This is a genomic window from Micromonospora sp. AKA38, assembly GCF_027925725.1.
Classification (GTDB): Bacteria; Actinomycetota; Actinomycetes; order Mycobacteriales; family Micromonosporaceae; genus Micromonospora.
In genome coordinates, this window is sequence record NZ_BNEI01000005.1 from 2211496 (window position 1) to 2236731 (window position 25236).

Here is a 25236-nt window from a genome sequence, read left to right on the forward strand (position 1 = left end):
GTGTCACTGGTTCGCGCCGGCCGGCAGGCGGTCGAGCGCCGCCCGGGTCAGCCCGCGCACGGTAGGGTCCTGCGCCAGGATGCGCAGCGGCACGCGCACGCCGCACCGCTGTCGCAGCCGGCTGAGCATCCGCACGGCGACCAGCGACTCCCCACCCAACGCGAAGAAGTCGGAGTCGGGTGCCACGTCGGTCGCCCCGAGCAGGTCCCGCCACGCCGCGATGATCTCCCGTTCCACGGTGACGGCGGGCGTCTCGGGTTCGTCCGGCTCGGCGGGCGGCTCCGGAGCCGCGGTGTCCGCCGCCTCCTCCCCCGCCGCCGGCTCGGTGAGGTCGACCCAGTGCCGGACGCGTTCGAAGGGGTACGTCGGCAGCGGCACCCGCCGGGCGTCCGGGTCGAGCCGGAACGCGGCCCAGTCCGGCTCGACGCCGGCGGTCCAGGCGGTCCCGAGCGCCCGCAGCAGCGCCGGCAGCGCGGCGGTGCCCGGCTCGGCCGGCATCGTGGGCGCCACCGGCACCCGCCCGCCGCCCGCCGCCCGGATCAGCGCGGTCAGCGCCCGGCCCGGCCCGACCTCGAGGACGACCGGGTGGCGCGTGGTCAGCAGCTCGGCGGCGGCCTCCCGGAACCGCACCGGCTCGCGCAGCTGCCGCACCCAGTGCTCCGCCGGACGGGTCGCGCCCTCGACCACCGACCGGCCGGTCAGCCCGCAGTGGACGGTGGTGGTGACCGGGTGGTGCGGCACCGCGCCGACGACCGCCCGGAAGTCGTCGAGGACGGGGTCGAGCAGGCCGGAGTGGAAGCCGTGCGCGGCGGGCACCGGACGCACCCGGAGGCCGGCGGTGGCGCACCTGTCGGTCAGCTCCCGCACCCCGGCCGGCGAGCCGGAGACGACGGTGACGCCGGGAGCGTTGTCGGCGGCCACCTGCACGTCCGGCGGCAGCAGCGCGGCCACCCGGTCCCGGTCGGCCAGCACGGCGGCCATCCGGCCGGGCGGGGTGCGCTCCACCAGCCGCCCGCGTTCCGCGAGCAGCGCCAGGGCGTCGGTCAGGCGCAGGCCGCCGGCCAGGCAGAACGCGGCGTACTCGCCGACGCTGTGCCCGATCATCCGCTGCGGTCGCAGGCCCCAGTCGAGGAGTTGGGCGCCGAGCGCGTACTCCACCAGGAACAGGGCGGGCTGGGCGATCGAGGGACGGGCCGCCCGGTCGGCGGCGTACGGGTCCAGGAGCGCGGCGCGGACCGGATCGGCGGTGCCCGCGGGCAGCGCGTCCAGCCCGGCGTCGAGCCGCTCGCGGACGCCGGGCAGCCGGGCGTGGAGGTCGGCGGCCATCCCGGGGAACTGGCTGCCCTGCCCCGGGAAGGCGAACGTGAGCGTCGCCCGGCGGGGCACGACGACGGGCTCCGGATCGGTGCCGAGCTGCCGCAGCAGGTCGGCGCGGTCGGTGGCGACGATCGCCCGCCGGACCGGCCAGGCGGTACGGCCGACGCGGCTGGTGTGCGCGACGTCGGCGAGTTCCCACCCGGGTGCCGCCGTCAGGTGGTCGGCGAGCCGCCGCGCCGCCGCCCGTACCGCCTGCGGGGTGCGCCCGCTCAGCACGACGAGGTCGGCGTCCGCCGCGGACCTGGACGTGCCCGGGGTCGGGGGCGCCTCCTGGAGGACCACGTGGGCGTTGGTGCCGCCGATGCCGAACGAGCTGACGCAGCCCCGGCGCGGCCCGCCCCGCGCCGGCCAGGGCTCGGCCGTCGGGTTGACGCGCAGGCCGGCGTCGGCGAACGGGATGTCGGGGTGGGGCCGGTCGTGGTGCACGGTGGGCGGCACGACGCCGTGGCGCAGGGCCAACAGCATCTTGATCATCCCGGTGATCCCGGCGGCGGCGTCCAGGTGGCCGAGGTTCGGCTTCACCGACCCCAGCAGGCGTCCGCCCGCCGGCCCGCCCGGCCCCAACGCCGCGCCGAGGCCGGCGACCTCGATGGCGTCGCCCATCTCGGTGCCCGTGCCGTGCGCCTCCACCACGTCGATGTCCGCCGGGTCGAGGCCGGCCCGGGCCAGGGCCATGCCGATCACCTCGGCCTGACCGGCGACCGCGGGCGCGGTGTAGCCGACCTTCGCGGCCCCGTCGTTGTTGACCGCGGAGCCGAGCACCAGCCCCAGGATCGGATCGCCGTCGGCCAGCGCGTCGGCGAGGCGTCGCAGCACGACGATCCCGGCGCCGTTGCCGGCCACCGTGCCGGCGGCGTCGCGGGAGAAGGCCCGGCAGTGCCCGTCCGGCGCGCCGATGCCGTTCGGTTCGTAGCGGTAGCCGCGCTGTTGTGGGGTGCTGACCGTCGCGCCCCCGGCCAGGACCAGGTCGGTGTCCCCGCTGTGCAGGCTCTCGCAGGCCAGGTGCACCGCGACGAGCGAGGTCGAGCAGGCCGTCTGGACGCCGATCGCCGCGCCGCGCAGGCCGAGACGGTACGCGATCCGGGTCGCGGCGTGGTCCTTCTCGTTGCCGATGATCATCGGGAGCGCGCCCAGCTCGGCGAGCAGGTCCGGTCGCCCGAGCAGGTGGTTCGTCAGGTAGGTGTTGACGCCGGTGCCGACGAAGACGCCGATGCGGCCCGGTTCCCGGCCGGGCGGGTGGCCCGCGTACTCCAGCGCCTCCCACGCGCACTCCAGCAGCAGCCGGTGCTGGGGATCGGTGATCATCGCCTCCCGGGGTGGGAGGCCGAAGAAGGCGGCGTCGAAGTCCTCGATGCCGTCGAGCACGCCACGCACCGGCACGTAGTCCTCGTCGTCGCGCTCCGGTTCGGGGACGCCGGCGGCGGCGAGCTGCTCCGGCGTGAACCGGGTGAGCAGTTCCCGGCCCTCGACCAACGCGTCCCACAGTTCGTCGAGCGACGCGACGCCGGGAAAGCGGCCGGCGACGCCCACCACGGCGACCGGTCCGCGTCCGGCGCTCACCGCGTCGCCGCCGTGGTCGCCGGGCCCGCGCCGCGCAGCCAGCCGGCGAGCGAGTCCACGGTGGGGTGGCGGTAGAGGTCCAGCAGGACGATCGACCGGTCGGGCAGTTTGTCCCGCAGCAGCCGGTGCACCCTGGCCAACTGCAACGAGTCGCCGCCCACCTCGAAGAACGGCTCGTCGAAGTCGAAGTCGTCGTCGCCGAGCACGGTGGCCCAGACCTCGGCGATCAGCGATTCGAGGTCCTCCGCCGGCGCGCCGGGCGGTGTCGGGGCGCGGTGCGGCGCCGGGGCCACCTGCTCCTCGACCCGGCGCAGGATCGCCCGGGCGTCGACCTTGCCGTTGCTGGTGAGGGGAAGCGCGTCGAGCAGCACCCAGCGTTTCGGCACCGCGTACGCCGGCAGGATCCGCGACACCGACGCGCGCACCTCCTCGACGAGACCGGCCTCCGGCGGGGCGACCAGCGCCGCTACCAGGAAGCGGCCGTTCTCCGCGTCGCCGGCGACCACGACCGCCGCGTCGGACACCCGTGGGTGCGTCGACAGCCGGTGGGTCACCTCGTCCTGCTCGACCCGGTGGCCGTCCAGTTTGACCTGCTGGTCCCGGCGGCCCAGGAAGCGCAGCCGGCCCTGCTCGTCCCAGCGTACGAGGTCGCCGGTCCGGTAGCAGCGGGTGCCGTCGCCGAGCCGCCGGAACGCCTCCGTGGTCCGCCGCGGATCGTCCAGGTAGTCCAGGGCCAGCCCGGCGCCGACGGCGCACAGCTCGCCCACCGCGCCGGGTGGCAGCAGCTCGCCGTCGTCGTCGAGGACCAGGACACCGGTGCCGCACACGGGCCGCCCGATCGGGACGTCGTCCGGCAGCTCGCACGGGTCGTCGACGTGGTGCACGGTGGTGAAGACGGTGTTCTCGGTGGGGCCGTAGCCGTTGGTGACCCGTAGCCCCGGACAGGCCCGCAGCACGGCCGCGACCTGCCCGGCCGGCACCACGTCGCCGCCGGCGAGCAGTTGCCGGAGCCCGCCGAAGGCCGCCGGGTCGTAGTCGGCGAGCACCCGGAACAGGCCGGCGGTCAGCCAGGCGACGGTGACCTCACGCTCGGCGAGGAAACGGGCCAGCTCACCGGGGTGCGGCACCGGGCCCGGGAAGATCTCGACCCGGCCGCCGGTGAGCAGCGGGACGAACAACTCCATCGTGGACGCGTCGAAGGCCAGCGGCGCGAGCCGCAGGAAGCCGTCCCCGGGCTCGGACCGGAACAGGTCGGGGTCGTGCACGAGGCGCAGCACCGCGGCGTGGGTGATCCGGGCGGCCTTGGGCTCGCCCGTCGACCCGGAGGTGAACGCCAGGTAGGCGACCCGCTGCGGATCGGTCGGCGCGGCCACGGGAGGGACGGCGGCGCCGGCGGGCCGGGACGGCCCGCTGAGGGCCGGGCCGACCCCGGCGAGCCGGGCGATCCGCGGATCACCCACGACGGCGGCGGGGCGGCACCGGGCCAGCTGCGCCGCCACCCGCTCGTCCGGGGCGTCGGCGTCGAGACCGGTGTACGCCGCCCCCAGCCGCAGCGTCGCCAGCACGGCCACCACCTCGGCGGTGGCGGGCGGGGTCGCCACCACCACCGTCGACCCGGCCGTCACCCCGGCCTCCGCGAGGTCGGCGGAGAACCGCTCGGCCAGGTCGAACAGCTCGGCGTACGTGGTGCTGCCCTCGGGGCCGCGCACGGCGATCGCCCCGGGTCGCCGGCGGACCTGCTCCGCGAACGCCTGCCACAGCCCGGTCACCGGGCCGGCGTCCGGGCCGCGGCCCCACTCGTCGAGCCGGGCGCGCTGCCGCTCGGACATCCCCCGGACCGTCCGTAGTGGCAGGTCGCGGGCCTGCGCCAGCGCCACCAGTGTCGCCTCGAACGCCTCGGCCAGCTCCGCCGCGCCGGCCGGGGAGAGCGCCGCCAGCCGGTGCTCCAGCGCGAACCGGGGGCGCTCCCCCCAGGCCTGGAGGTAGAGCATCGCGTCGAAGACCGAACCCCCGTCGTGACCCTCGTGGACGGTCGCCGTCCCGGCGGGACCCGGCAGCGCGGCGGGGATCAGCTCGTCGTGGGCGGCGAACCCGATCTGGACCAGCGGGTTGCGGTCGATCGCGCCGGCCGCGCCCAGCTCGGACACGAGCGCTTCGAACGGCAGCTCGGCGGCGGCGACCGCGTCGGCGAGGGCGTCGGCCACGGCGGGGCCCAGCGCGCTCGCGGGCGCGTCGTCGTCCCACCGGCAGCGCACCGGCACGACGCGGGTCGCGAGGCCGACCACCTCACCCAGCTCGGCGGTCGGGCGGCCGGCGGCCGGCACCCCGACGAGCAGGTCGTCGACCCCGCACCGGCGGCCCGTGACCAGCGCCCACGCGGCCAGCAGCACCGCGGGCCGGGTCACGCCGGCGTCGCGCGCCAGGTCGTCGCACGCGGCGGTGGCCCCCGCCCCGAGCGTGAAGGTCAGCCGCGAGCCCGGGCGGCCCGGCCGACCGGTGGCGCCGGGCCGACCGGGCAGCTCCACCACCCGCGGCGCCCCGGCCAACTGACCGGCACGGTGCCGGCGCAGCTCGTCGGCGGGGCGGGCGTGTTCGAGCAGGACGTCAGGGGGGACGCCCGGCTCGGCCGATGGCACGGTGCCGCCGAGGTAGGCCCCGGCCAGTTCCCGCAGGAGCAGCCCGACCGCCCAACCGTCGAGCAGGGCGTGGTGGGCCAGCAGCGAGACGACGTGGCTCCCGCCCCCGGGCAACTCGGTCAGCAGCCACTCGGCGGGCGGCCGGTGGAACGGGTCCAGCCCGGACGCCAGCTCGGCGAGGTGGGCGTGGGCGGCCGCGACCGGGTCGCCGTCCGGGGTGTAGTGCCCCTGTTCCCGCAGCACCGGGCGCCACCGGCGCAGGACGCGACGCCCGGGTTGGTCGGCGTCGGCGTCGAACACGGTGCGCAGCGTCTCGTGGCGGGCGGTCAACGCGTCCAGGCAGTCCCGCAGGTGGCGGGCGCGGGCGGGACCCGGGCAGCGGAGGCTGAACAGCAGACGGTAACCGACACCCGGCCACTGCTGCTCGTGCACCAGCATCGCGTGCTGCGCGGGCAGCAGGGGACGCCGGTCCGCCGCCGGGCGCTCCCGCCGCCCACCGCGCTCCAGCGGCCCGCTGCGGCCGAGCGCGGAGACGAGCGGCCCGGGACGCAACAGGTCGGCGAGGTCGATCCGCAGGCCGAGCTCGCGCTCGGCCCGGGCAACCAGCCGCATCGCCCGCAGCGACGTGCCGCCCAAGGCGGCGAAGGATTCCCTCGAATCAGCGGGAAACCGATTCTCGGAAATGCCGAGGACATCGCGTGACAACTCAAGGAGGGCAGGGGAAAATGCATTTTCCAAGACGTCAGAACCCCCGTTTTGACGACGCCTGCGCGAGTGCGGGCCTCCCATGGAGAGGCCCGCACCGGAACGTAGCACGCGACCGCAGCGCCGAGCAATCCACGCGGGTCAGTGTCCGCGGCGCGGGTGCGGAGTGCTGTTAGAATCGCTCGCGTCAATGCGCGTGTCCAGGTGTCCCGTCCCCGGGCACAGAGAGATCAACGAGCCGGGATTCGCCATCTCGCACGCGGAACACGCAGCTCAAACGGGGGAACGGCATGGCGTCACCGCAGTCCACTCTGTCCAGCGCCGACGGCGGCGGGGCGCCGCGGGGGCGTCTGGGAGCCGCGCTCGGCGCCCTCCTCCCGGTGAGCGGCCCCGCCCGCTGGCTCGCGGCCGCCCAGTTGGCCGGCAGTGTCGGCGCCGGGCTCTACCTGGCCGGAGCCCCGGTCTACTTCCTCCGCGCCGGTGACCTGACCGTCGGCCAGGTGGGAGCCGGGCTCTCCGCCGCCGCCCTCGCCGGCATCGCGGCGAGCGTCCCGGCCGGCCGGATGGCGGACCGTTACGGCGCCCGCCGGATGTCCGTCGTGTTCGTGCTGCTCCAGGCGCTGTTCGTGCTCCTGCTGCTGGCGGCCGACCGGTTCTGGCTCTTCGTGCCGCTGGTCGCGCTGGTCGCCGTCGCCGAGCAGTCCTGGGACGTCAGCCGCGACGGCATGATCGCCGCTGCGGTCACCGGAAGCGACCGGGTGCGCGTCTCGGCGTACCTGCGGAGCGTGTTCAACGCCGGCTTCGCGCTCGGCACGCTGGCCGCCGGCCTGGTGCTCGCCGTCGACTCGCCTGCGGCGTACCTCGGCATGCTGGCGGCCGTGGCCGCGTGCTGGGTCGCGGTCGCCGGGCTCTACCTGCTGCTGCCGGCCTGGCCGCGGCCCGCCCCGACGGACGGCGCCCGGGAGCGCGTCCGACCCCTCGCCGACCTGCCCTACCTGCTGGTGGCGCAGGTGAGCTGCCTCACCCGGATCGGTGAGACGATCCTACTGGTCGGGCTGCCCCTCTGGATCGTCTCCGCCACCGACGCGCCCCGCCCGCTCGCGGCATGGCTGACCGGCATCAACACCGTGCTGGTCGTGCTGCTCCAGGTCCGGGTGTCGCGGGCCGGCGACACCATTCCGTCCGCCGCCCGCCTCCAGCGGTTCGCGTTCCTGCTGCTCGCCGCCGCCTGCCCGGTGGCCGCGCTGACCGGCCGGCTGCCGGCGGCGCCCGCGATCGCGGTGCTGGTGCTGGTCGCGGTCCTGCTGACCTTCGCCGAACTCGGCGGCGAGACGGCGCGGTGGACCATGCAGTTCGGTCTCGCCCCCGAGCGCGCGCAGGCCCGCTACGCCGGGGTGTTCCGGCTCGGCCAGGCGGTCCCGGCGGTGGCGGGCCCGGCCCTGGTGACCGGCCTGACCGGCGGTCTGGGCGCCGCCGGCTGGCTGGTCCTCGCCCTGATCCCGCTGGCCGGCGCCGCGCTCAGCGGCCCGGTCGTGGCCTGGGCCCGCCGCACGCGCCCGGAGCCAGCCCCCTCCTGACCCGTCGGGCCACGTCGCGGGTCCGGACACCAGCAACGCCGCGGACCTCCTGTCCGCGCCAGTCGACCGCCAACGGGGGAACCGGAATGACACAGACGACCACGGCCGTCCGGGACGGCCGACCACGAGACGCCATCGAACTGGTGCTGCTGCGCATCTGGCGCGACCACCTGCGCAACCCCGCCCTCGGCGTCGACGACGACTACTTCTCCCACGGCGGCACGTCCCTCCAGGCGGTGCGCACCCTGTCCGAGATCCGACGGCGCACCGGAGTGTCCCTGCCGCTGCCCGTCATGGCGCGGGCCAGCAGCGTCACCGCGATGGCCCGGCTGCTGCGCGACGGGTTCACGGACACGCCCACCCCGGTCGTGCCGATCCGGCCCGGGGACCCCGGCGGTCCGGTGGTCGCCTGTGTGCACCCGCTCGGCGGCAGCGTGCTGTGGTACAGGCACCTCGCCGACGCGCTGCCACCGGGCCACACCTGCCTCGGATTGCAGGCGCGGGCCCTCGACCCGCGGATGCAGCCGGATCACACCATCGGCGAGATGGCCGCCGCCTACCGCGCGGAACTGGCCCGCACCTACCGCCCGGAGCAACTCGTCCTGGTCGGCTACTCGTTCGGCGGGCTGGTCGCGTACGAGATGGCGAGCCGGATGGCGGACGACGGCGAGCGACCCGCCGCGGTGGTGCTGCTGGACACCGCCGTGACCCGCCGCGCGCAACCACCGGCCTCCCGCGCCCGGCTGCTCTGGTCCCTGGTCAACCACAATCTCGGCCTCGACCTGCCGGCGGACGAGCTGGCCGGGCTCTCCCCCGAGGCGATGTGCACGCGCATCCTCGACGAGGGGACCGCCCGGGGTGTCCTGCCGCCCGGCTTCGGCGCCGAACGGCTGCGCCGCCTCGTGGAGATCTATCCCATCAACGCCGAGGCGGAACGCGTCTACCGGCTGCCGTCCTACCCCGGGTCACTGGAGCTGGTCCGCCCGCAGGAGCCACGCGTGGACGAGGAGAGCCTGGAGATCTGGTCGGAACGGTGCCGGGGCGGCGTCCGCGTGCACCGGGTGCCCGGTTCGCACCTGGATCTGCTCGCCCCGGCCCACGCCCCGGCGGTCGCCGAGGTGATCGCCGGGCTGGAAGCCTGATCGGCCGCCGTCTCGAGGCCGCCCGACCCGGGGACCGGGTGGCGCCGCCGGGTGGCCGGGTCAGCGCACCCGTGGCCGAAGCAGCAGGACCGACACCAGGCCGGCCACCAGCACCAGATCGATGAGGACGAGCACCAGGGTGCTCGTGTCCCGCTCCAGGTGGTGTTCGTGGGCCGGGGCGGCGACCTCGACCGGCCCCGTGGGGGTCCCCGCCCCCTGGCCGACCGTGAAGGTGGCGATCCCGGCCACGGGCGTGCCGTCGTCGAGTTCGACGTGGTAGCCGACCTGGTAGGGGCCGGCGCGGCTGGCCGAGACCGGGACGCTGATCCGGTTGTCGTTCAGGACCGGATCGCCGGTGGAGACCTTGTCCCCGCTGGGGCCGATCACCGTGAGGTGCATGACGCGCGGGTTCGGGGCGACGTCGAACCGCAACGCCACCTGGGTGGGCGAGACGGCGACCGACGCGCCGTCGGCGGGCTCGACGGCCTCCAGCCGGGCCGGCGCCGCCCGGCCGAAGACGAGGTAGACCACCAGCAGCGCCAGCCCGACGCCGGCAGCGCCGAGGAGCAGCCGGCGACGGGTCGGTGACACGGCGGTCATGCCGGCAGTGGACGGCAGCTACAGATCATGTCTCGCGACTCGGCCCGCGACGGCCGCAGGTGGTAGTACATGGCGACGACCATCGGCAGGAACACCACCGTGTTGTAGAACAGGTGCAGTTCGACGCGGGGCAGCACCAGTTGCAGGATGCTGGTCGGCACCGCACGACCGGCCAGGAAGTGCCCGCTCTGCGCCTGGACCAGCAGCAGGAAGTGCTCGATGTGGTGCCAGAACTGGATGGCGAGCGCGACCGTCCACCAGGTCCGGCTGCGGCCGACGAACCCGGGGCGCAGCAGGAACAGGAAGACAAGCATCACGATCGCGTACCCGTAGTGCAGCCATTCGGACTTGATGAGCCACGGGAACGGCATCCCGAGCACGCCGCGTGCCTGCGCGGGCGTCCAGCCCAGCACCCAGATCTGGTAGGCCTGGGTGAGGTGCTCGGCCCAGTGCGCGAGAACGATGACCATGAACACGGAGAGAGCGGCTCGGTGGTGGCGGCCGTTGAGCCCCCAGGGACGGCCGGTTCTGGTGTCCGGCGAAGACTCCACGAGGTTGGACACTACGACTCCCGATGTCAACGAACACGAATCGCTCCATTGTGTAACGCCGCAGCGACGGATAGCTATCTCCAAACGTGCTGCCTTGCGCCGTCGAGGTGCGCACGCCGAGAGGCGGAGGGACCCGTCCGGTCCACCTAGCATTCCGGTCATGGTCTCCGCAGGCGACGCCGTGGTGCTCGGCGGCAGCATGGCCGGCCTGATCGCCGCCCGGGTGCTGAGCGAGGCGTACGACACCGTCACCGTCGTCGACCGCGACCCGCTGCCCGAGGAGGCGGCGGCCCGGCGCGGGGTGCCGCAGTCCCGCCAACTGCACGTGCTGCTGGCGCGCGGCCGGCGGGCCCTCGACGAGCTCTTCGAGGGGCTCAGCGACGAGCTGTCCGCCGCCGGCGCGCCCCTTGTCGACCTGCACGACCAGGTGCACTGGTGCAACGACGGCCATCCGATGCGGCGCGCCGCCTCGGACCTGGTCGGCGTGGGCGTCAGCCGCCCGTTGCTGGAGAGCACGGTGCGCGCCCGGGTACGGAACCTGGGCAACGTCCGGTTCTGCCCGCCCGCCGAGGCGACCGCGCTGCTGAGCACCGAGGACCGCAGCCGGATCATCGGGGTGCTCGTGACGCCGCGCGTCGGGGCCGCGTACCCGATCCACGCCGACCTGGTGGTCGACGCCTGCGGTCGGGCCTCCCGCAGCCCGGTGTGGCTGGCCGAACTCGGCTACCCGACCCCGCCGGAGCAGCGGGTCCCGGTGGACGTCACCTACGTCACCCGCGTCTACCAGCGCGAACCCCGGCACCTCGACGGACTGCTCGGCGCGCTGACCAACGCCGTGCCGGGTCGCCCCCGCACCGGCATCGTCGCCGCGCAGGAGGACGGCCGGTTCGCGGTGGCGCTCAGCGGGATGCTCGGTGAGCAGCCGCCGTCGGACCACGAGGGGTTCACCCGGTTCGCCGAGTCACTGGGCATGCCGGTGATCAGCCGCTTCGTGCGCGACGCCGTCCCGGTGGGCGGCCCCGCCCAGATGCGCTATCCGGCGAGCGTGCGCCGACGCTACGAGCGGCTGCGCCGCTTCCCGCTCGGCTACCTGGTGGTGGGCGACGCCGTGTGCAGCTTCAATCCGGTGTACGGCCAGGGCATGACGGTCGCCGCCACCGAGGGTCTGCTGCTCCGCTCGCTCCTGTCCGGCGGCCCGGACCGGCTGGCCCGGCGCTTCTTCCGCGGCGCGGGCAAGCTGATCGACGGCCCGTGGTCCATCGCGGTCGGCACGGACCTGCGGTTCCCGCAGGTGCCGGGCCCGCGCTCGGCGCGGGTCCGGCTGGTCAACTGGTACGTCCACCGGCTGCACGCGGCGGCCCGGACCGACGCGGTGCTGGGCGAGGCGTTCCTGCGCGTGCTCAACCTCGTGGACCCGCCGACCCGACTGCTCCGCCCCGCGATCGCGCGCCGGGTCCTGCGTGGTGGCGGCGCCGACCCGGTGCCGTCGGCGAGTGTCGCGGGCGGCCGGTGACCGTCGCGGGGTCGCCGGGCTCCGCACGGCGTCGACGCCCCACGCCGCCGGGTCACCGGCGGCCCGCGCACCGTCAGCTCGGGCAGCGGACCTTGCGCATGAACGCGAGCATCAGCCACGGCCTGGGGCCGCCGACGCGGACGCCGCGGGAGAGCATCGCCCGCACGGGTGAGACCCGGCCGAAGAGCATCAGGTTGAGGACCACCGGGTCGTAGCTGACCCGGACGTCCGGCCGGGTGCCCGGATCGGCGACGCTCACCACGTTCCGGTCGAGCAGCAGGGTCACCGGGCGCGCGTGCCGCGACTCGAAGGCGACCGCCACGCGCACGTCGGGCAGCGGCTTCGGGGTGTCGAGCAGGTGACCGTACCCGTCGCGGACCAGCCCGACGAAGAAGACCTCGAAGAACGCCGCCGCCTCGCCGGGCGGGATCTCGTGCGGGAGACCGGCGGCCCGGGCGATGTCCCAGCCGTGGATGTTGAACTCGTTGACGATGTGGGCGAACAGCCCTGCCATGGTGAGCGTCGAACTGCCCAGCCAGGGCAGCGGCGCCGACGGGTCGACGTCGCTCGTGGCGTCGAGCATCGCCGCGCAGTTCGCGCGGATGCGGGCCGCCAGCGCCCCCGGGTCACGCTCCTCGCACAGGCGCATCACCTCGACGTTGAGGAGGCTGAGATCGTCGACGTTGGTGCGCTGCCACTGCTCGTACAGGCCGGGGTGCGGAAACGCGGGTTCGGGGTAGGCCCGGGTGATGACGGCGTCGAGGTCGGTCACCGTGACCAGGTGGACCGCGGTGTCGACGACCGACCACTCCCGGGTCGCCCGCACGTCGGGCGGGGCCTTCTCGACCAGGGCGGCGAACCGCTCGCCGGCGGCGGTGACGTCGTCGCGGATCGACTCCCACTGCTGGGTGGACACTTCCATGCCGGTGCCTCCGTCCGGTTGCCGAGCAACGTGGGAAGCCCGCGGTGACCGAACATCACGGGTACCCAGTGTGCACAGTAGACGACGGAGGGAACATCCGGGGGAAGCTGTCCGCAATGCGCTGGCGAGCACGTGTCGGTGAAGCGACCGGACCGCCCTCCCCACTGCGGTGCCCCGCAGGGTGGAGGACGGTCCGGTCGGTGTCGTGCCGGGTGGCGGGTCAGCGCGCGATCGGTAGCTCGACCGCCGCGGGCGGCGGCACCGGCTGCACCGGGGTGCGCTCGCCACGCCGCTCCATCAGCCACTTGCCCCACCAGAACAGGCCCCGGGCCAGGCAGACGATGGTGACCGCGAAGAACAGCGTGTAGACCACGTTGAAGACCATCAGGACGCCGTACACCATGGCCACCGAGGAGCCGAACATGAACTGGTTCCGCGCCTTCGACGGCGTGGTGCCCGGGTCGGTGATCATGTAGTTGGTGAACAGCACGAACGCCACCCCGGTCATGATGCTCAGCGCCGACCAGAGCTGCACGTCCCAGACGTAGTGCCGGATCAGCGCCTGGATGACGAAGCCGCCGACCCAGCCCACGATCAGCGCGACCTTCTTGGTGAGCATCGCGTTGAGGATGGTGCCGGCGGTGAGGACCACCATCGGGATGAACATCCGGAAGACGTCGGGCACGTTCTCCGTGAAGTGGTACGGCGGTGCCACGTTGACCCACGAGAACGTGATCAGCGCGATCGTGATGCCGAAGTTCGACGGGTTCATGAAGTGCCGCATGCGCCCGTTGATCGGCGCCTGCAGCACCGCCTTCTGGCCGATGGCCACCACCGCCGCGAAGGCGATCGGCCAGAACATGTCGTTGGCGTAGAGCAGCATGTTCACCGCGAGCGCGGTGATGTGGGTGGGCAGCAGGAACGTGTAGACACCCCACGCGCCGTTGCCGCTGTAGGCCGGCCGGCGGCCCAGGGACCGGGCCGCGACCGCCTCGATCACCAGCTCCACGGTGTACCCGAGCGCCAGGATGAACAGCGGCCAGGTCCAGGGCTGCTCGAACCCGAGGATCGTGTAACCGAGGATGTTGAGGATGGACATGGAGATGGCGAAGTTCCGCAGGGCGAGGTAGCGCGGATCACGCTTGTCCACCCGGGGTACGGGCGGTCGGGTGTCGACGCCCCGGTGGGCCCCGCCCGGGCCGGCGCCGTTGCGGGCCGCGTCGGCGGCCTCGACCGTGGTGGTCGCGCCTTCCGGGGCGCGTTTGACGTCCGTCATGGCTTGGTCAGCTCCTGGGCTCGGTCGGTGAGCATGAGGTCGTGCCACCCGGCGGAGAGGGACAGCGTCTGCTGGTGCCGGGCGCCGGAGAGATCGCGCCAGCTCAGCTCGACGGTGACGGGTGCGGCGCCCTGGGCGCCCAGCCCGAAGAACACGTCGAAGCTGCGCTTGCCCGAGTGCCCGCCGCCGCCGTCGAGCTGGGCGAGCTGGGTGCGGCCGTCGGCCGTGGTCACCCGCGCCTGCGCGCCGTACGCCGGGGTGCCGGCGTCGCCGGACTGGCCGGCGCCGAGCGCGGGCCGGTGCAGCCGCAGCCCGAGGAAGTTGCCGATCTCCGTCTTGGTGTTCTTGTAGAAGGCCGGTGGCCCCCACTGCCGCGCCACCGCGAAGTCCTGGCGGCCGTCGCCGTCGGTGTCGCCCACGGCGACCCCGCGCGTCGGGGTCCGGTCGGCGAGCCCGAGCTGCGGGCTCAGGTCGACGTACCGGCCGTTGCCCTCCGGCGCCCAGAACGCCAGCGCGTTGGAGCCGGCGATGTCGTCGCCGGGCTGGGCGTTGGGCCACATGTCGGGCTCGCGCAGCATCAGGTCGTTGCTGGCGGCCAGCTCCTGGAGCCAGTTGAACCGGTTGATCGTGCCCTTGACGAAGCCGCAGGACTGCACCACGACGAGCCGGCCGCTGTTGTCGAAGTCGGCCATCTTCGCGTCCCAGCCCCAGCCGACCCAGGCGAGGTTCTTCGCCGCGGCCTCGTTCTCGAAGGGCGCGATGCCCTTGCTCATCCGCTCCCGCGCCTCCTGCGGGGTCTTCGCGGTGTTCAGCCAGACGAAGTTGCTCTCCTCCAGCCCCCACGACTCGGTGATGTTGCTGACGAAGGCGTCGAACCGGCCGGTGCCGGACAGGTCGGCGAAGTCGACCGACATCCCCTTGAACGAGTCGTGCCCCATCACCAGCGACTTCGGGTCCAGCGGGCCGCGGCGGCCCTCGGCCAGCTTGAACCTGATCCGGCCGGGCGTCGACACGTTGTGGAAGAACCGGTCGTTGCCGAAGTCGTTGGCGAGGTACAGCTCGGGCAGCAGGTCACCGTCGAGGTCGGCGGAGGCCGAGGCGAGCGTCCACCCGGTGGCGTACCGGGGGTCGATCGCGTCCTGCACCTCGTAGGTGGCGGTCGGCTCGGCGCCACTGGTGGCCCCGGTCCAGCGCAGGATGTGCGCCCCGCCCGCGTTCTGCGCGCGGGACATGGAGTGGTTCATCTGCACGTTGGGCAGGCCCTGCGGGTCGAGCACCTGCGAGTCCGGGAAGTAGTTGAAGATGCCGATGTCGGGCCGGCCGTCGCCGTCGAAGTCGGCGACCGCGGTCGCGTTGGTGTTCCAGAGCGGCCCGCGGTAGAGGCCGTCGGTGGTCTTCTGCTGCGGGATCAGCTCGACCGGGTGGTACGACGCCAGGCTCAGGCCCCGCGCGTCGCTCTTCTGCAGGAACAGCACGGGCGTCCGACCCCAGTAGTTGACCAGCAGGTCGGTGCGGCCGTCGACGTTGAAGTCGCCCGGCACGCATCCCATCGGCGCGATCGCCGGACCCATCGGCAGCGGCGCCGGCTCGACCACGAACGGCGCGTACGTGGCGCCGCCGCCGGGCGCGGGAGTGACGACGACGCTGTCGCTGCGCGGGTCGACGAGGCACAGGTCGTTGGCGCCGCCCTTCCCGTCGAGGTCGTTGAGCGCCACACCGGCGCCGACCGACGAGATCCAGGAACGGATGTGCTTGTACTTCGGGTTCACGGTACGGACCGTGCGCTGCGGCAGGCCCGGCGGGAACGCGATGGGCAGTTCGGTGAACGCGAACCGCGATGCCATCGCCTCCCGGTCCGCCGCGGACGCGGACGGCAGTCGCGAGATCGTGAACAGCCCCGCGACGAGCACCAGAACGAAGATTGCGGGAATGAGCCGGCGCAGCGGACCCACTGGTTTCGGTGGCAACGCTCCCCCTCGGGGTGACGCCCGTCGAGGACGGGCTCCTTGTGTGGTGCGGTCACAGGTGACGGCGGTCCGTCACCCGGTTGTCCGTCAGTCGGCCGAGCTGATGGTCATCGGCATGCCACCGCGCATGCGCAGCGACAACATCGGCTCCGGGACGACCTGGTGGGTGGCGACCTTGGTGAGCCGCAGCTCCCGGACCAGCATCGAGAGCACGAAGGCGGCTTCCATCAGGCCGAGATGGTTGCCGACGCAGAACCGCGGTCCCGCGCCGAACGGGATGTAGGCGTACCGCGGGCGGTCGGTGGACCGGACCGGGTCGAAGCGTTCCGGGTCGAACTCCTCCGGGCGGTCCCAGAAGGCCCGGTGCCGGTGCAGCGTGTAGGGACAGATCAGCACGTCGACGCCGGCCGGCACGTGATACCCGCCGACCACGTCGTCGGCGAGCGTCTTGCGCGGCAGGATCCACACCGGCGGGTACAGCCGCACGACCTCGTCGATGACCATCGCGGTGTACCGCAGCCGGCCCAGGTCGTCGAAGGTCGGCAGCCGGTCCCCGAGTACGGTGGTGGCCTCCTCCCGCAGCCGCTCGCGTACCTCGGGATGCTTGTCGACCAGGTAGAGCGCCCAGCTCAGCGTGCTGGCGGTGGTCTCGTGCCCGGCCAGCAGCAGGGTCACGAGTTCGTCCCGCAGCCGCTGCCGGCCGACCCGCGGGTCGGACTCGGCCCGGGCGGACACGATGAGCCGCGACAGCACGTCGTCGCGGTCGCCGGAGTGCTCCCCGCGCTCGTCGACGAGCTGGTCGACGATCGTCTGCAGCCGACGACGGGCGCGCCGGAACCGCAGCTGACGCGGCAGCGGCACCCAGGGCGGCACGGCGCTCAACGTCGCCAGCTCGAACATGGCCTGGTCCTGCACCGCCGTGAAGTCACGGCCGATCGACGGGAACCGGCCGAGGTCGGTGTCGAGCAGGGTGCGCCCGAGCACCCCGAGCGTGAGGCCGGTCATCTCGTGGAACACGTCCACCGGGCCCTGGCGGCCGAGCGTCCGGAGCCGGTCGACGAGGGCGGCCGCCTCCTCGGCGACGATGCCGGCCTGCGCGGCGATGCGTCGGCTCTGGAACGCCGGCTGCACCACCTTGCGTTGTTTGCGCCACAGCTCACCCTCGCTGGTGAGCAGTCCGTCGCCGAGCGCCCGGCGGGCGTGCACCAGACCGATGCCCTTGTGGTAGTTGGCGGCGTTGTCCGCGAGCACGTGCTTGGCGTGACCGGGGTGGTTGAAGAAGTAGAGCGTCTTCGGCCCGACCGGCAGCCGGGCGGCGTCGCCCCAGCGGGCCGCCGCGGTGGTCATCATGCCGAGCCGGTCCCGGTTCATCATGATCAACATGTTGACCGCGGCGGCGCGCGACGGCCCGTTCATCGACGGCGACGCCGGGCGGACGACCGCGGTCACGACGTCACCACCGCGGAGGGCGCCATCTCGAGCCGGCGGAACCGGCCACCGAGGAAGATCAGGGCGTCGCCGTCGCCGTACCGGCGCATGCCCCGCGGACGACCCAGGAAGATCGTGTGGTCTCCCCCGTCGTACGACCGCCAGAGCTCGCACTCGAAGTGGGCGACGGCCCCGGCGAGCAACGGCGCGTCCGTCCGCCCGCCCGGCCGCCAGTCGGCGAACTCGAACTGTTCCAGGCCCAGTGGCCGGCGCCGGTCCGCGTAGTAGCGCGCCACCGCCTCCTGGTCGGGGGCCAGCACGGAGATGCCGAAGGTGCCGGCGCGGCTGAGCGCCTGGTGCATGAGGGCGTCCCGGTCGATGCAGACCAGCACCAGCGGTGGATCGAGCGACACGGCGCTGAACGAGTTCGCGGTCATGGCGTGCGGCTCGTCGCCACCGACACTGACCACCGTGACGCCGGTGGCGAAGGTTCCGTAGACGCGACGCATGTGCGTCGAGTCGGTCACCTCTTCGGTGTCGAAGGTCGTCATCGCCGGGCTCCGACGGCGAGGTACGGCTCAAGGGCGTCCTCGAGCGCCTCCGGAACCCGGGTGGGCACGGTCCGGTTGTTCGGGCCGCGCATGCAGGCGACGCGCTGGATCCCCCGGGCGGCGAGGACCTCGCCGGCCGGGCCGAGGCGCACGTAGTCGAAGCCGAACTCGAGTTGCGTCTGCGCCCGCTCGATCAGCCGCATCCGGACGGCGATCTCGTCGAACGCGGTGAGTTCGGAGAAGAACTCGCACTCGACCTTGAGCGTGAAGAGCTTGAGGTCGGCCTGCAGGTCGGCGAGGACGGCCGGCGCCCGGTCCTTGAGGAACATCTCCCGGCACCGGCCCTGCCACCGCAGGTAGTTGACGTAGTAGACGTTGCCGACGATGTTCGTCTCCTCGAACCCGACGGTGTGCCGCAGCTCGTAGTAGCTCTCCATGGTCATCCCTTCGCACCAGCCAGAACAGTGATCACCACTTGCCCCTCGCCGCCGCGCAGACTGGTGACGAAGGAGGCGGCCCGGGCGCCGCCGGCGCCGAAGAGCACCCAGCCGGGACGTTCCTCGTCGGCCACGACGAGCGGCCCGTGCATCGGCAGTCCGGCCTTCTGCATCGCCTCCACCACGGTCCAGACGCGGGTCGCGGCGGTGTCCGGGGTCTCACCGGGGTTTCCGGCCAGCAGTTCCGCCACCCCGGCGTGCGGGCCGAGCAACCCCTGCCACTCCTCGGGGCCGCGCGGCGCCACGCTCTCGACGTCGCAGCCGAGCACGCCCTCCGCGGCGACGGCCAGCGTGATCCCGGCGCCGTGTGCGATCGAGATGGTGCGCTCCCCCGGGACCTCGGGTCGCCCGTCGGGCCGGTACGTGATCTCGACCGGCCGTCCGAGCGCGTGCCCGGCGGCCACCGCGCTGGTCCGGCGACGCGCGGCGGTCCGCTCGGCCGGGTCCGCCGGCGCGGGCGGGTCGGGCTCGATCGCGACCGCCACGTCGGGCATCCCCAGGTCGCCGAGCCCACGCTCCAGGAAGGAGCCGAGCAGCGGGGGCACCCAGGGGCCGGATCCGTCCTGTTTCCGGACCGCGCGCAGCCGCAGCCCCTCCCACCGCTCGACGGTGGTCCCGGCCTCGTCGCGCAGGGCGATGTCGTAGATGTACGTGTCGCCGTCGCGCTCCCGCTCGGTGGCGCAGTAGCGCAGCTCGCGGGCGGCGAAGAGCTTCGCGCCGCCGGGGTGGATCCGTTCCACGCCGGCGGGCAGCAGCGTCGCGTCCGGCACACACACCTGGTTGCCGTGCATGAGCGCGTCGCGGACGCCCGGGTCACCCAGCAGCAACGTCGGGGAGACGTACGGGGCGAACCAGGTGGTCGACTCGTCGGCCGCCACGATCGCGTCCACGTGGCGGGCGGCGGCCCGGTGGTACTGCCGGAGTCGCTGGAACCTCGCGCCCTGGAAGAGGATCTCGCCGTACAGGTCGTCGGACGGCGTGATCGAGGCCGGCGCCAACCCGTCCGACACCTGCTCCGGCGGGCCGTCCGGGGCGGCCTCGCCGCTCAGGCGCAGCCGCGCGGTGAAGTGGTCGGCGGCGAAGCCGGTCTCCTCGCTGCGGATCGCGACCTCGACGGTGTCGTCGTCCGTCACCAGCGCGGCCACCTGGATCTTCGTGTGCCCGTGCGGCGAGACGATGATGGGTCGCAGGAACTCCGCCCGTTCGATGACCGGGACCGCGTCGACGCCCGAGACGGCCGTGGCCACCTGCGCCATGGCCTCCATCCCGAACACGGCCGGGAACAGCAGGTTGCCGTCGAGATCGTGGTCCGCGAGGTAGCGGTCGGCGCCCACGTTCAGCTCCGTCTCCACCACCAGTTCGACCTGGTGGTAGCGGATCAGCACGCGGTCGACGAACCGCAGCAGCGGCAGCGACGGCAGGTCGTAGCGAACCGTGTGGACGCTCTCGGTGCGCCCGCTGATCACCACCACGCCCGGCGTCGCCGGGTCGGTGACCAGCCGCCGCAGGATCGCGATGCCCTGGTCGGGAGTGATGGGCATGACGCCCTCGCGGCTGAGCGACTCGACGACCGACAGTCGCTCGCCCATGCCGACGCCCGACCAGACCGACCACTCCAGACACATCGTTCGGCAGTCGGGGTACGCCCGGGCGAACGCCGTGGTCTCCTCGGCCAGCCAGTCGTTGGCGGTGGCGTAGTGCGCCTCGCCGCGCAGCCCCGCCCGGCCGATGATGCTGCCGAGCGTCACGAGCAACCGGAGCCGGGCCGGGTCGACCGCGTCGAGCACCGCCCGCAGACCGTCGACCTTCGGCGCCAGGGCGGCGCGGAACGCGGCCGGGTCGAGGCTCGGCAGTGCGGCCGGCTCGTTGCGGCCCGCGCCGTGCAGGACCGCGGTGACCGGCCCGAGTTCGGCGGACAGGTCCCGCACCGCCTGGCCGACGGCGGCGGCGTCGGTGACGTCGGCGCGGGCGTACCGCACGGTGACGCCGGCCTCCGCGATCCGGGCCAGGTTGGCCGCCAGCTCGCTGTCCTCGGCGGGGTCGGAGCGGCCCAGCAGCGCCAGCCGGGCGCCGCTGTCGCTGGCCAGGGCCAGGGCGCACTCGGCGGTGATGCCCTTGCCCCCACCGGTGACCAGCAGCACGTCGTCCGCGCCGAGCGGGGCCACCGGGGTGCCCGGCCGCACCGGCATCGCGCGCAGGGTCGGGACCCGCCGGACGCCGTCGTCGTGGTGCACCTCGGTGAAGGAGGTGGTGGCGGCGACCTCCTTCACCACCAGCTCGACCGCGGCCTCGGTGGCGGTGGGCAGGTGCACGACGGTGACCAGCACGGTCGGCGCCTCGAGGTGCAACGTCCGGGCGATCGCCGCCGCGCCACGCCCGTGTCCGACCAGGACGAAGCGGGTGCTGCCGGCGGTGAGCGCCTGCTGGGCGCCCCGCAGCGCGGACTCCAGTTGCTCCTCCGTGCAGTCCGGCGGCAGACAGACGAGGACTCCGCTGCCGAGCCCGGACTGTTCGAGCGTGCTCGCGAGCTCCGCGGCGAACGGGTGGTCCGCGTCGGCGTGCAGGTGCCACGGGCCGTTCTTCGCGGTGGCGTCGGCGGGCACCGCCGGCAGCGGCACCTCGTCGAGGTCGACCCGCCAGGGCCGGGCCCAGGCGGCCACCCCGGACACCACCGGGGTGGCGGCGGCATCGCTGTCCCGGGCCGTCTTCGCGAGATTCTCCATCGTCTCGGCCAGCTCGCGGATGGTGGCGGTGGCGAAGTTGATCGGCATCTGGGCCGGCGGCACGTCCAGGCGCTGGGCGAGCTGGTTCACCACCTGGCCGACCGTGATGGAGCTGAGGTGCAGGTCGTCGAGGAGCCGGCTGTCCGGCCCGACGAGTTCGAGCGGCAGCTCGGCGCGGTCCGCGGTGAGCCGCCGCAGCAGGTCCTGGGTGGATTCCCCGTCCGGCCCGGCGGAGTCGGCGACGACGGACGGCGCCGCCACGGCGGGACCACGCTCGATCGCCGGGTCGAGTTCCGGCGCCCGCTCGCACGGGCTGGTCAGGAACGAGAACGTGGCGCCCACTTCCAGCGGTCGGACGAGCCGGCCGTCGAACAGCGCCGCCGGGGCGGGCGCGGCGCCGGTGACGTACGCGGCGCCGGCGACCCGGAGCAGACTCGCGAGCGATTCGCTGTCGGTGTCCAACGCGACCACCGGAACATCCGTGACCGTGCCGGCCAGCCCGGTGAGCACCTGCCCCGGCCCGACCTCGACGAACAGGTCGGTGTTCTTGGCGGCCAGCGCGACGGCCTGGTTGAACAGGACCGGGTCGGTGATCTGGCGGCGGAGCAGGGCCCGCACGTCGGTCCGGGCGGGGAGCACGTCACCGGTGACGGTGGAGACGACCCGGGCCCCCACCCGGTGGAACGTCTCGTCCGCGAGGGTGTCGGCGAAGGCGTCGGCGGCCGGAGCCACCAACGGGGAGTGGAACGCGTGCGAGACGCGCAGCCGCGTCGCGCTCAGACCGGCCGCCTGGGCGTTGCGGCAGACCGCCTCGACCGCGTCGACCGATCCGGAGACAACGGTGTGCTCAGGCCCGTTGTAGGCGGACACGACGACCGGCAGGTCCCCGATGATCGTGTCGAGCATCTCGGGAGGCGCCCCGATGTCCGCCATCGTGCCGGCCTGGCTGTGCCCGGCCATGGTCCGGCCCCGCAGGCCGGCCACCCGCAGCAGGGTCTCCTCGTTCATCGCGCCGGCCCACTGCAGGGCCACGATCTCACCGAGGCTGTGCCCGATCGCGGTCGACGCCTCGATGCCGAGCAGCGCCAGGGCGTGCTGCCCGGCGACGGACCCGGTGACGATGCGGGGCTGGGCAACCTCGGTCGCGACGACGTCGCTACCGGTCGGCAGCGCGGCGCGCAGGTAGACGTCCTCGACCTCGGCGAACCGCCGCCGCAGCGCGCCGCCGCTGACGCCGCGTCCGGAACCCTGCCCCGGGAAGAGGAAGCTGATCCGGGCCGGGCCGCTGACGTGTCCGAGCAGGAACCGGCCGTCCGGACGGATCAACTTCGCCTCGCCGGACTCGACGGCCTCGCGGGCCGCGGTCAGCAGCCGCTCGGCCTCCTCCGGCGACGAGGCGACGATCGCCGCGCGGAACGGCCGGCCGCGCAGGTCGCGGTGCAGCGTCGCGGCGAGGTCACCGAGCTGCGCGTACGAGATCGCCGGCACGAAGGCGCTCAGCTCGGCGAGCCGCTCGGCGAGTTCCTCCGCCGAGGCGGCGTCGACCAGCAGCAGCTCGGCGTCCTGGACCGAGGTGGCGAGGGCCCGTATCCGGCGGTCCGGCACCGACCGGCGCGGCCCGTGCCGTTCGAGCACGACGTGCGTGTTGATGCCCCCGAAACCCATCGCGGTGATCCCGGCCCGCACCTCCACCTCGGCCGGCCACGGCTCGGCCTTGCGCAGCGTGCGCAGCCGGGCCTCGTCGGCGGTGAGGATCTCGTGCGGGTCGACGGAGCCGACGCTCGGGGGAAGCACCTCGTGGTGCACGGCCATCGCGGCGCGGATGAACCCGGCCACCCCGGCGGCCGCCTTGGTGTGCCCGATCATGCCCTTGACCGAGCCGATCACGGCCGGCGGCGCCTCAGGGTTCGCCGCCTCCCGGGCGCTGGACAGCGCCGTCAGCTCGGTGGCGTCCCCGACCTTGGTGCCGGTGCCGTGTCCCTCGAAGAGCCCGACGGTGTCGACGCCGAAGCCGGCCCGGGCGTACGCGCGGCGCAGCGCGAGCCGGTAGCCGTCGACCTCGGGCCTGGTGATGCCGCCGTGGCCGTCGGAGGAGATGCCCCACCCGGCGACCGAGGCGTAGATCCGGTGACCGGCCTCGACGGCCCGGTCGGTACGCATCAGCACCACCATGCCGCAGCCCTCACCGGGCCAGAACCCGTTGGAGGTCCGGTCGTAGACCCGCATCTCACCGGTGGCCAGCGCGCCGGTCTTGGCGAAGCCGATGACCTCGAACGGGTCGATGGACAGGTCGACACCGCCGGCGATCGCGACGTCCAGGTCCCCGTCGAGCAACGCCCGGCACGCGGTCACCACGGACAGCAGCGACGAGGAGCAGGCGCCGTCGACGGTGTAGCCGCCGCCCTTGAGGTCGAAGTAGTTGCAGATGCGGCCGGCGATGGTGTTCGACAGCGCGCCCGCGAGGGTGTCCTCGTCCAGCGGCGGGAACGGGCTCTTGTACGCCGCCTCGTAGCTGGCGAGGAAGGTGGAGATCCGCTCGTCGTCCCAGCCCTCCGCCCGCAGCGCCGCCGCCACGGTCCGCCGCACGTACGGCCAGCGCAGGCGCATCTGGTTGGCGCGGGAGAACTCACCGGTCAGGGTGTTGCCGACGACCACGCCGGTCCGCTCCTGCGGCAGGCCCTCACCCATCGGGAACCCGGCGTCGGCGAGCGCCGTCGCGGCGGTGTCCAGGGCCAGCCAGTGCGCCAGATCCGTGGACCGGTAGGTGCTGCCGGCGACCTTGTAGGCGACCCGGTCGAACTCGTAGCCCTCCAGGACGGCGGCGTTGCGCGCGTAGAAGCGGTCCGGGGCGGCCGGATCGGCGTCCCAGTAGTCGTCATGGTTCATGCGGACGTCGGGGAGCCGCCGGAACGCCCGGCGACCCGCGACGGCGTTCTCCCACAGCTCCTGCGGCGAACGGGCGTCGGGGTAGTGGCACGCCATCCCGACCACGGCAATACTGGTCATTGCTCACTCGGCTTTCGTGTCGCTACCAACGGAATGAAGGCGCTCTTGATGCGCTGGCGCCAGACTTCGTAGGCGGGCAGGACGTCGTCGGTGGGTAGCCCGACCCGCGCCTCATCGGTCACTCGTGTGGCCTCGTCCACCGACATTCCGCAGAGGACGCTCGTGGCCAGTTCGTTGTGCGGCATCACCAGGCCGGCGCGGACGCGGGCCGCGGCGCCGAACGCGGCGCCCTGCGCGAGCTCCAGCCGGTACGCCCCCGCGGTCCGGGCGAGCCAGGTCAGTTCCTGCTCACTCCCGCCACCGGCGTAGCAGACGGCGAGCCCGGCGCCGGCGTACAGGTCGGAGCGGCGGTGCGCGGGGAACGCGTCGAGGAGGCGGACGAGTTGCTGGGCGTCCGTTCCGGCCACGAACCAGCAGGCCCGCCCGATGCCCTGGTCGATCGCCCGCAGCGAGTAGTCCCGGGAGTAGTCCCGTGGACCGTCGGTGGGCCACGGAAACGCCGACGGAGCGTCCCGCCGGCGAACGTAGCGGTCGGTCCTAAAGTAAGCCTGGTGGAACCCGTACCCGTCGAGGACGAGCCAGCGCAGCAGGGGATCCGGGGCGTGCAGGCGCGACCACAAGGGACGCGGCAGGCGGGCCATCGCCCAGCCCACCCCGACGTACGCCATGTAGACGTGCTCGTCGTGGTCGGCGAGGAAGCGGGCGACGTGCCGCGACCGCCCGGGCAGGGCGTCGCGGATCGCGAACGCCATCGCCGCGCCCTCGTAGGCGAAGCCCCGGAACGCGGCCGGCGACGACTCGACCACCGGCGCCGCCTCCGGCGGGCCGTCCGCCTCCGCGGCGGCGGCGAAGCCGTGCAGGAACGAGCTGCCGACCGTCTCGAGGCGGTCGCGGGCCTGCTCGTCCTTGAGGTGGAATCCTCGCGTACTGAGTTTTGTCTGCCCCACATCGGGGGTCAGAATGCGGCGTCGAAGCTTGTTCCAAGCAGTCATCATCTTCTCCGGTCTGCCCACTTGAGCCTCATTGTTACGCATCCGTGGGCAGAAAATTCTCCTGCCTTGCGGTCGTTCGCATTCGCCACGGTGATCGCGCCGGTAAACCGCAATAAAATCGACTCCACGTGCCACGGAAACGGGAACTGGAGAGTACGCATTACGGTTTCCCGCAGATCAGCGCAATGCAGGAGACGGATGCGGAGGCTCCGC

Annotated in this window: 15 protein-coding genes; 3 read left to right on the forward strand and 12 right to left on the reverse strand. The window is 73.7% G+C overall.

Annotation, left to right across the window (positions count from 1 at the left end; genetic code table 11):
- Positions 1-3 precede the first annotated feature (3 nt).
- Both TPA0908_RS26705 and TPA0908_RS26710 read right to left on the reverse strand, forming a co-directional pair.
- On the reverse strand, positions 4-2937 hold the full coding sequence (locus TPA0908_RS26705; protein WP_281942456.1) for a type I polyketide synthase: 2934 nt from the start codon (positions 2935-2937) through the stop codon (positions 4-6).
- The gene (locus tag TPA0908_RS26710) at positions 2934-6362 is read right to left on the reverse strand and encodes a non-ribosomal peptide synthetase (RefSeq protein ID WP_281942458.1); all 3429 of its coding nucleotides are present in this window, start codon (positions 6360-6362) and stop codon (positions 2934-2936) included. Before TPA0908_RS26710 ends, TPA0908_RS26705 begins: the two co-directional genes overlap by 4 nt.
- Before the next feature lie 206 nt (positions 6363-6568).
- On the opposite strand from TPA0908_RS26710, the gene TPA0908_RS26715 reads away from it, so the two are divergent.
- Together TPA0908_RS26715 and TPA0908_RS26720 are read left to right on the forward strand one after the other, a co-directional pair.
- Positions 6569-7855, forward strand: a complete 1287-nt coding sequence (locus TPA0908_RS26715) for an MFS transporter (protein ID WP_281942461.1) — start codon at positions 6569-6571, stop codon at positions 7853-7855.
- Between the two features lie 86 nt (positions 7856-7941).
- Positions 7942-8997 carry a thioesterase domain-containing protein gene (locus TPA0908_RS26720; RefSeq protein ID WP_281942463.1) on the forward strand — a complete coding sequence of 352 codons (1056 nt, stop codon included), beginning with the start codon at positions 7942-7944 and terminating at the stop codon, positions 8995-8997.
- Between the two features lie 60 nt (positions 8998-9057).
- Here the strand turns inward: TPA0908_RS26720 and TPA0908_RS26725 are convergent, their stop codons facing one another.
- Positions 9058-9597 carry a copper resistance CopC family protein gene (locus tag TPA0908_RS26725; protein ID WP_281942465.1) on the reverse strand — a complete coding sequence of 180 codons (540 nt, stop codon included), beginning with the start codon at positions 9595-9597 and terminating at the stop codon, positions 9058-9060.
- Positions 9594-10067, reverse strand: coding sequence for a hypothetical protein (locus TPA0908_RS26730; RefSeq protein WP_281942467.1), 474 nt, complete (start codon positions 10065-10067; stop codon positions 9594-9596). The genes TPA0908_RS26725 and TPA0908_RS26730 overlap by 4 nt, the downstream gene beginning before the upstream one ends.
- Positions 10068-10308: 241 nt before the next feature.
- Here TPA0908_RS26730 and TPA0908_RS26735 point away from each other — a divergent pair, with 241 nt between their 5' ends.
- Positions 10309-11661, forward strand: coding sequence for an FAD-dependent monooxygenase family protein (locus TPA0908_RS26735; protein WP_281942469.1), 1353 nt, complete (start codon positions 10309-10311; stop codon positions 11659-11661).
- A 73-nt stretch (positions 11662-11734) separates the two neighbouring features.
- On the opposite strand, the gene TPA0908_RS26740 is transcribed toward TPA0908_RS26735, so the two are convergent.
- The 8 genes from TPA0908_RS26740 to TPA0908_RS26775 form a co-directional block, all read right to left on the reverse strand.
- Entirely contained in the window at positions 11735-12583 is an 849-nt protein-coding gene (locus tag TPA0908_RS26740; protein WP_281942471.1) for a maleylpyruvate isomerase N-terminal domain-containing protein, read from the reverse strand.
- A 220-nt stretch (positions 12584-12803) separates the two neighbouring features.
- Positions 12804-13859: an enediyne biosynthesis protein gene (locus tag TPA0908_RS26745; RefSeq protein ID WP_281942472.1), complete on the reverse strand. Its 1056-nt coding sequence runs from the start codon at positions 13857-13859 to the stop codon at positions 12804-12806.
- Entirely contained in the window at positions 13856-15826 is a 1971-nt protein-coding gene (locus TPA0908_RS26750) for a CRTAC1 family protein (RefSeq protein ID WP_281942474.1), read from the reverse strand. Before TPA0908_RS26750 ends, TPA0908_RS26745 begins: the two co-directional genes overlap by 4 nt.
- Positions 15827-15913: 87 nt before the next feature.
- On the reverse strand, positions 15914-17242 hold the full coding sequence (locus TPA0908_RS26755; RefSeq protein ID WP_281942709.1) for a cytochrome P450: 1329 nt from the start codon (positions 17240-17242) through the stop codon (positions 15914-15916).
- 29 nt (positions 17243-17271) lie between these two features.
- Positions 17272-17805, reverse strand: a complete 534-nt coding sequence (locus tag TPA0908_RS26760; RefSeq protein WP_281942476.1) for a flavin reductase family protein — start codon at positions 17803-17805, stop codon at positions 17272-17274.
- Positions 17802-18242, reverse strand: coding sequence for an acyl-CoA thioesterase (locus TPA0908_RS26765; protein ID WP_281942478.1), 441 nt, complete (start codon positions 18240-18242; stop codon positions 17802-17804). Before TPA0908_RS26765 ends, TPA0908_RS26760 begins: the two co-directional genes overlap by 4 nt.
- A gap of 2 nt (positions 18243-18244) precedes the next feature.
- Positions 18245-24031, reverse strand: a complete 5787-nt coding sequence (locus TPA0908_RS26770) for a type I polyketide synthase (RefSeq protein ID WP_281942480.1) — start codon at positions 24029-24031, stop codon at positions 18245-18247.
- Positions 24028-25023, reverse strand: coding sequence for a DUF1702 family protein (locus TPA0908_RS26775; RefSeq protein ID WP_281942711.1), 996 nt, complete (start codon positions 25021-25023; stop codon positions 24028-24030). The genes TPA0908_RS26770 and TPA0908_RS26775 overlap by 4 nt, the downstream gene beginning before the upstream one ends.
- Between the last annotated feature and the right edge of the window lie 213 nt (positions 25024-25236).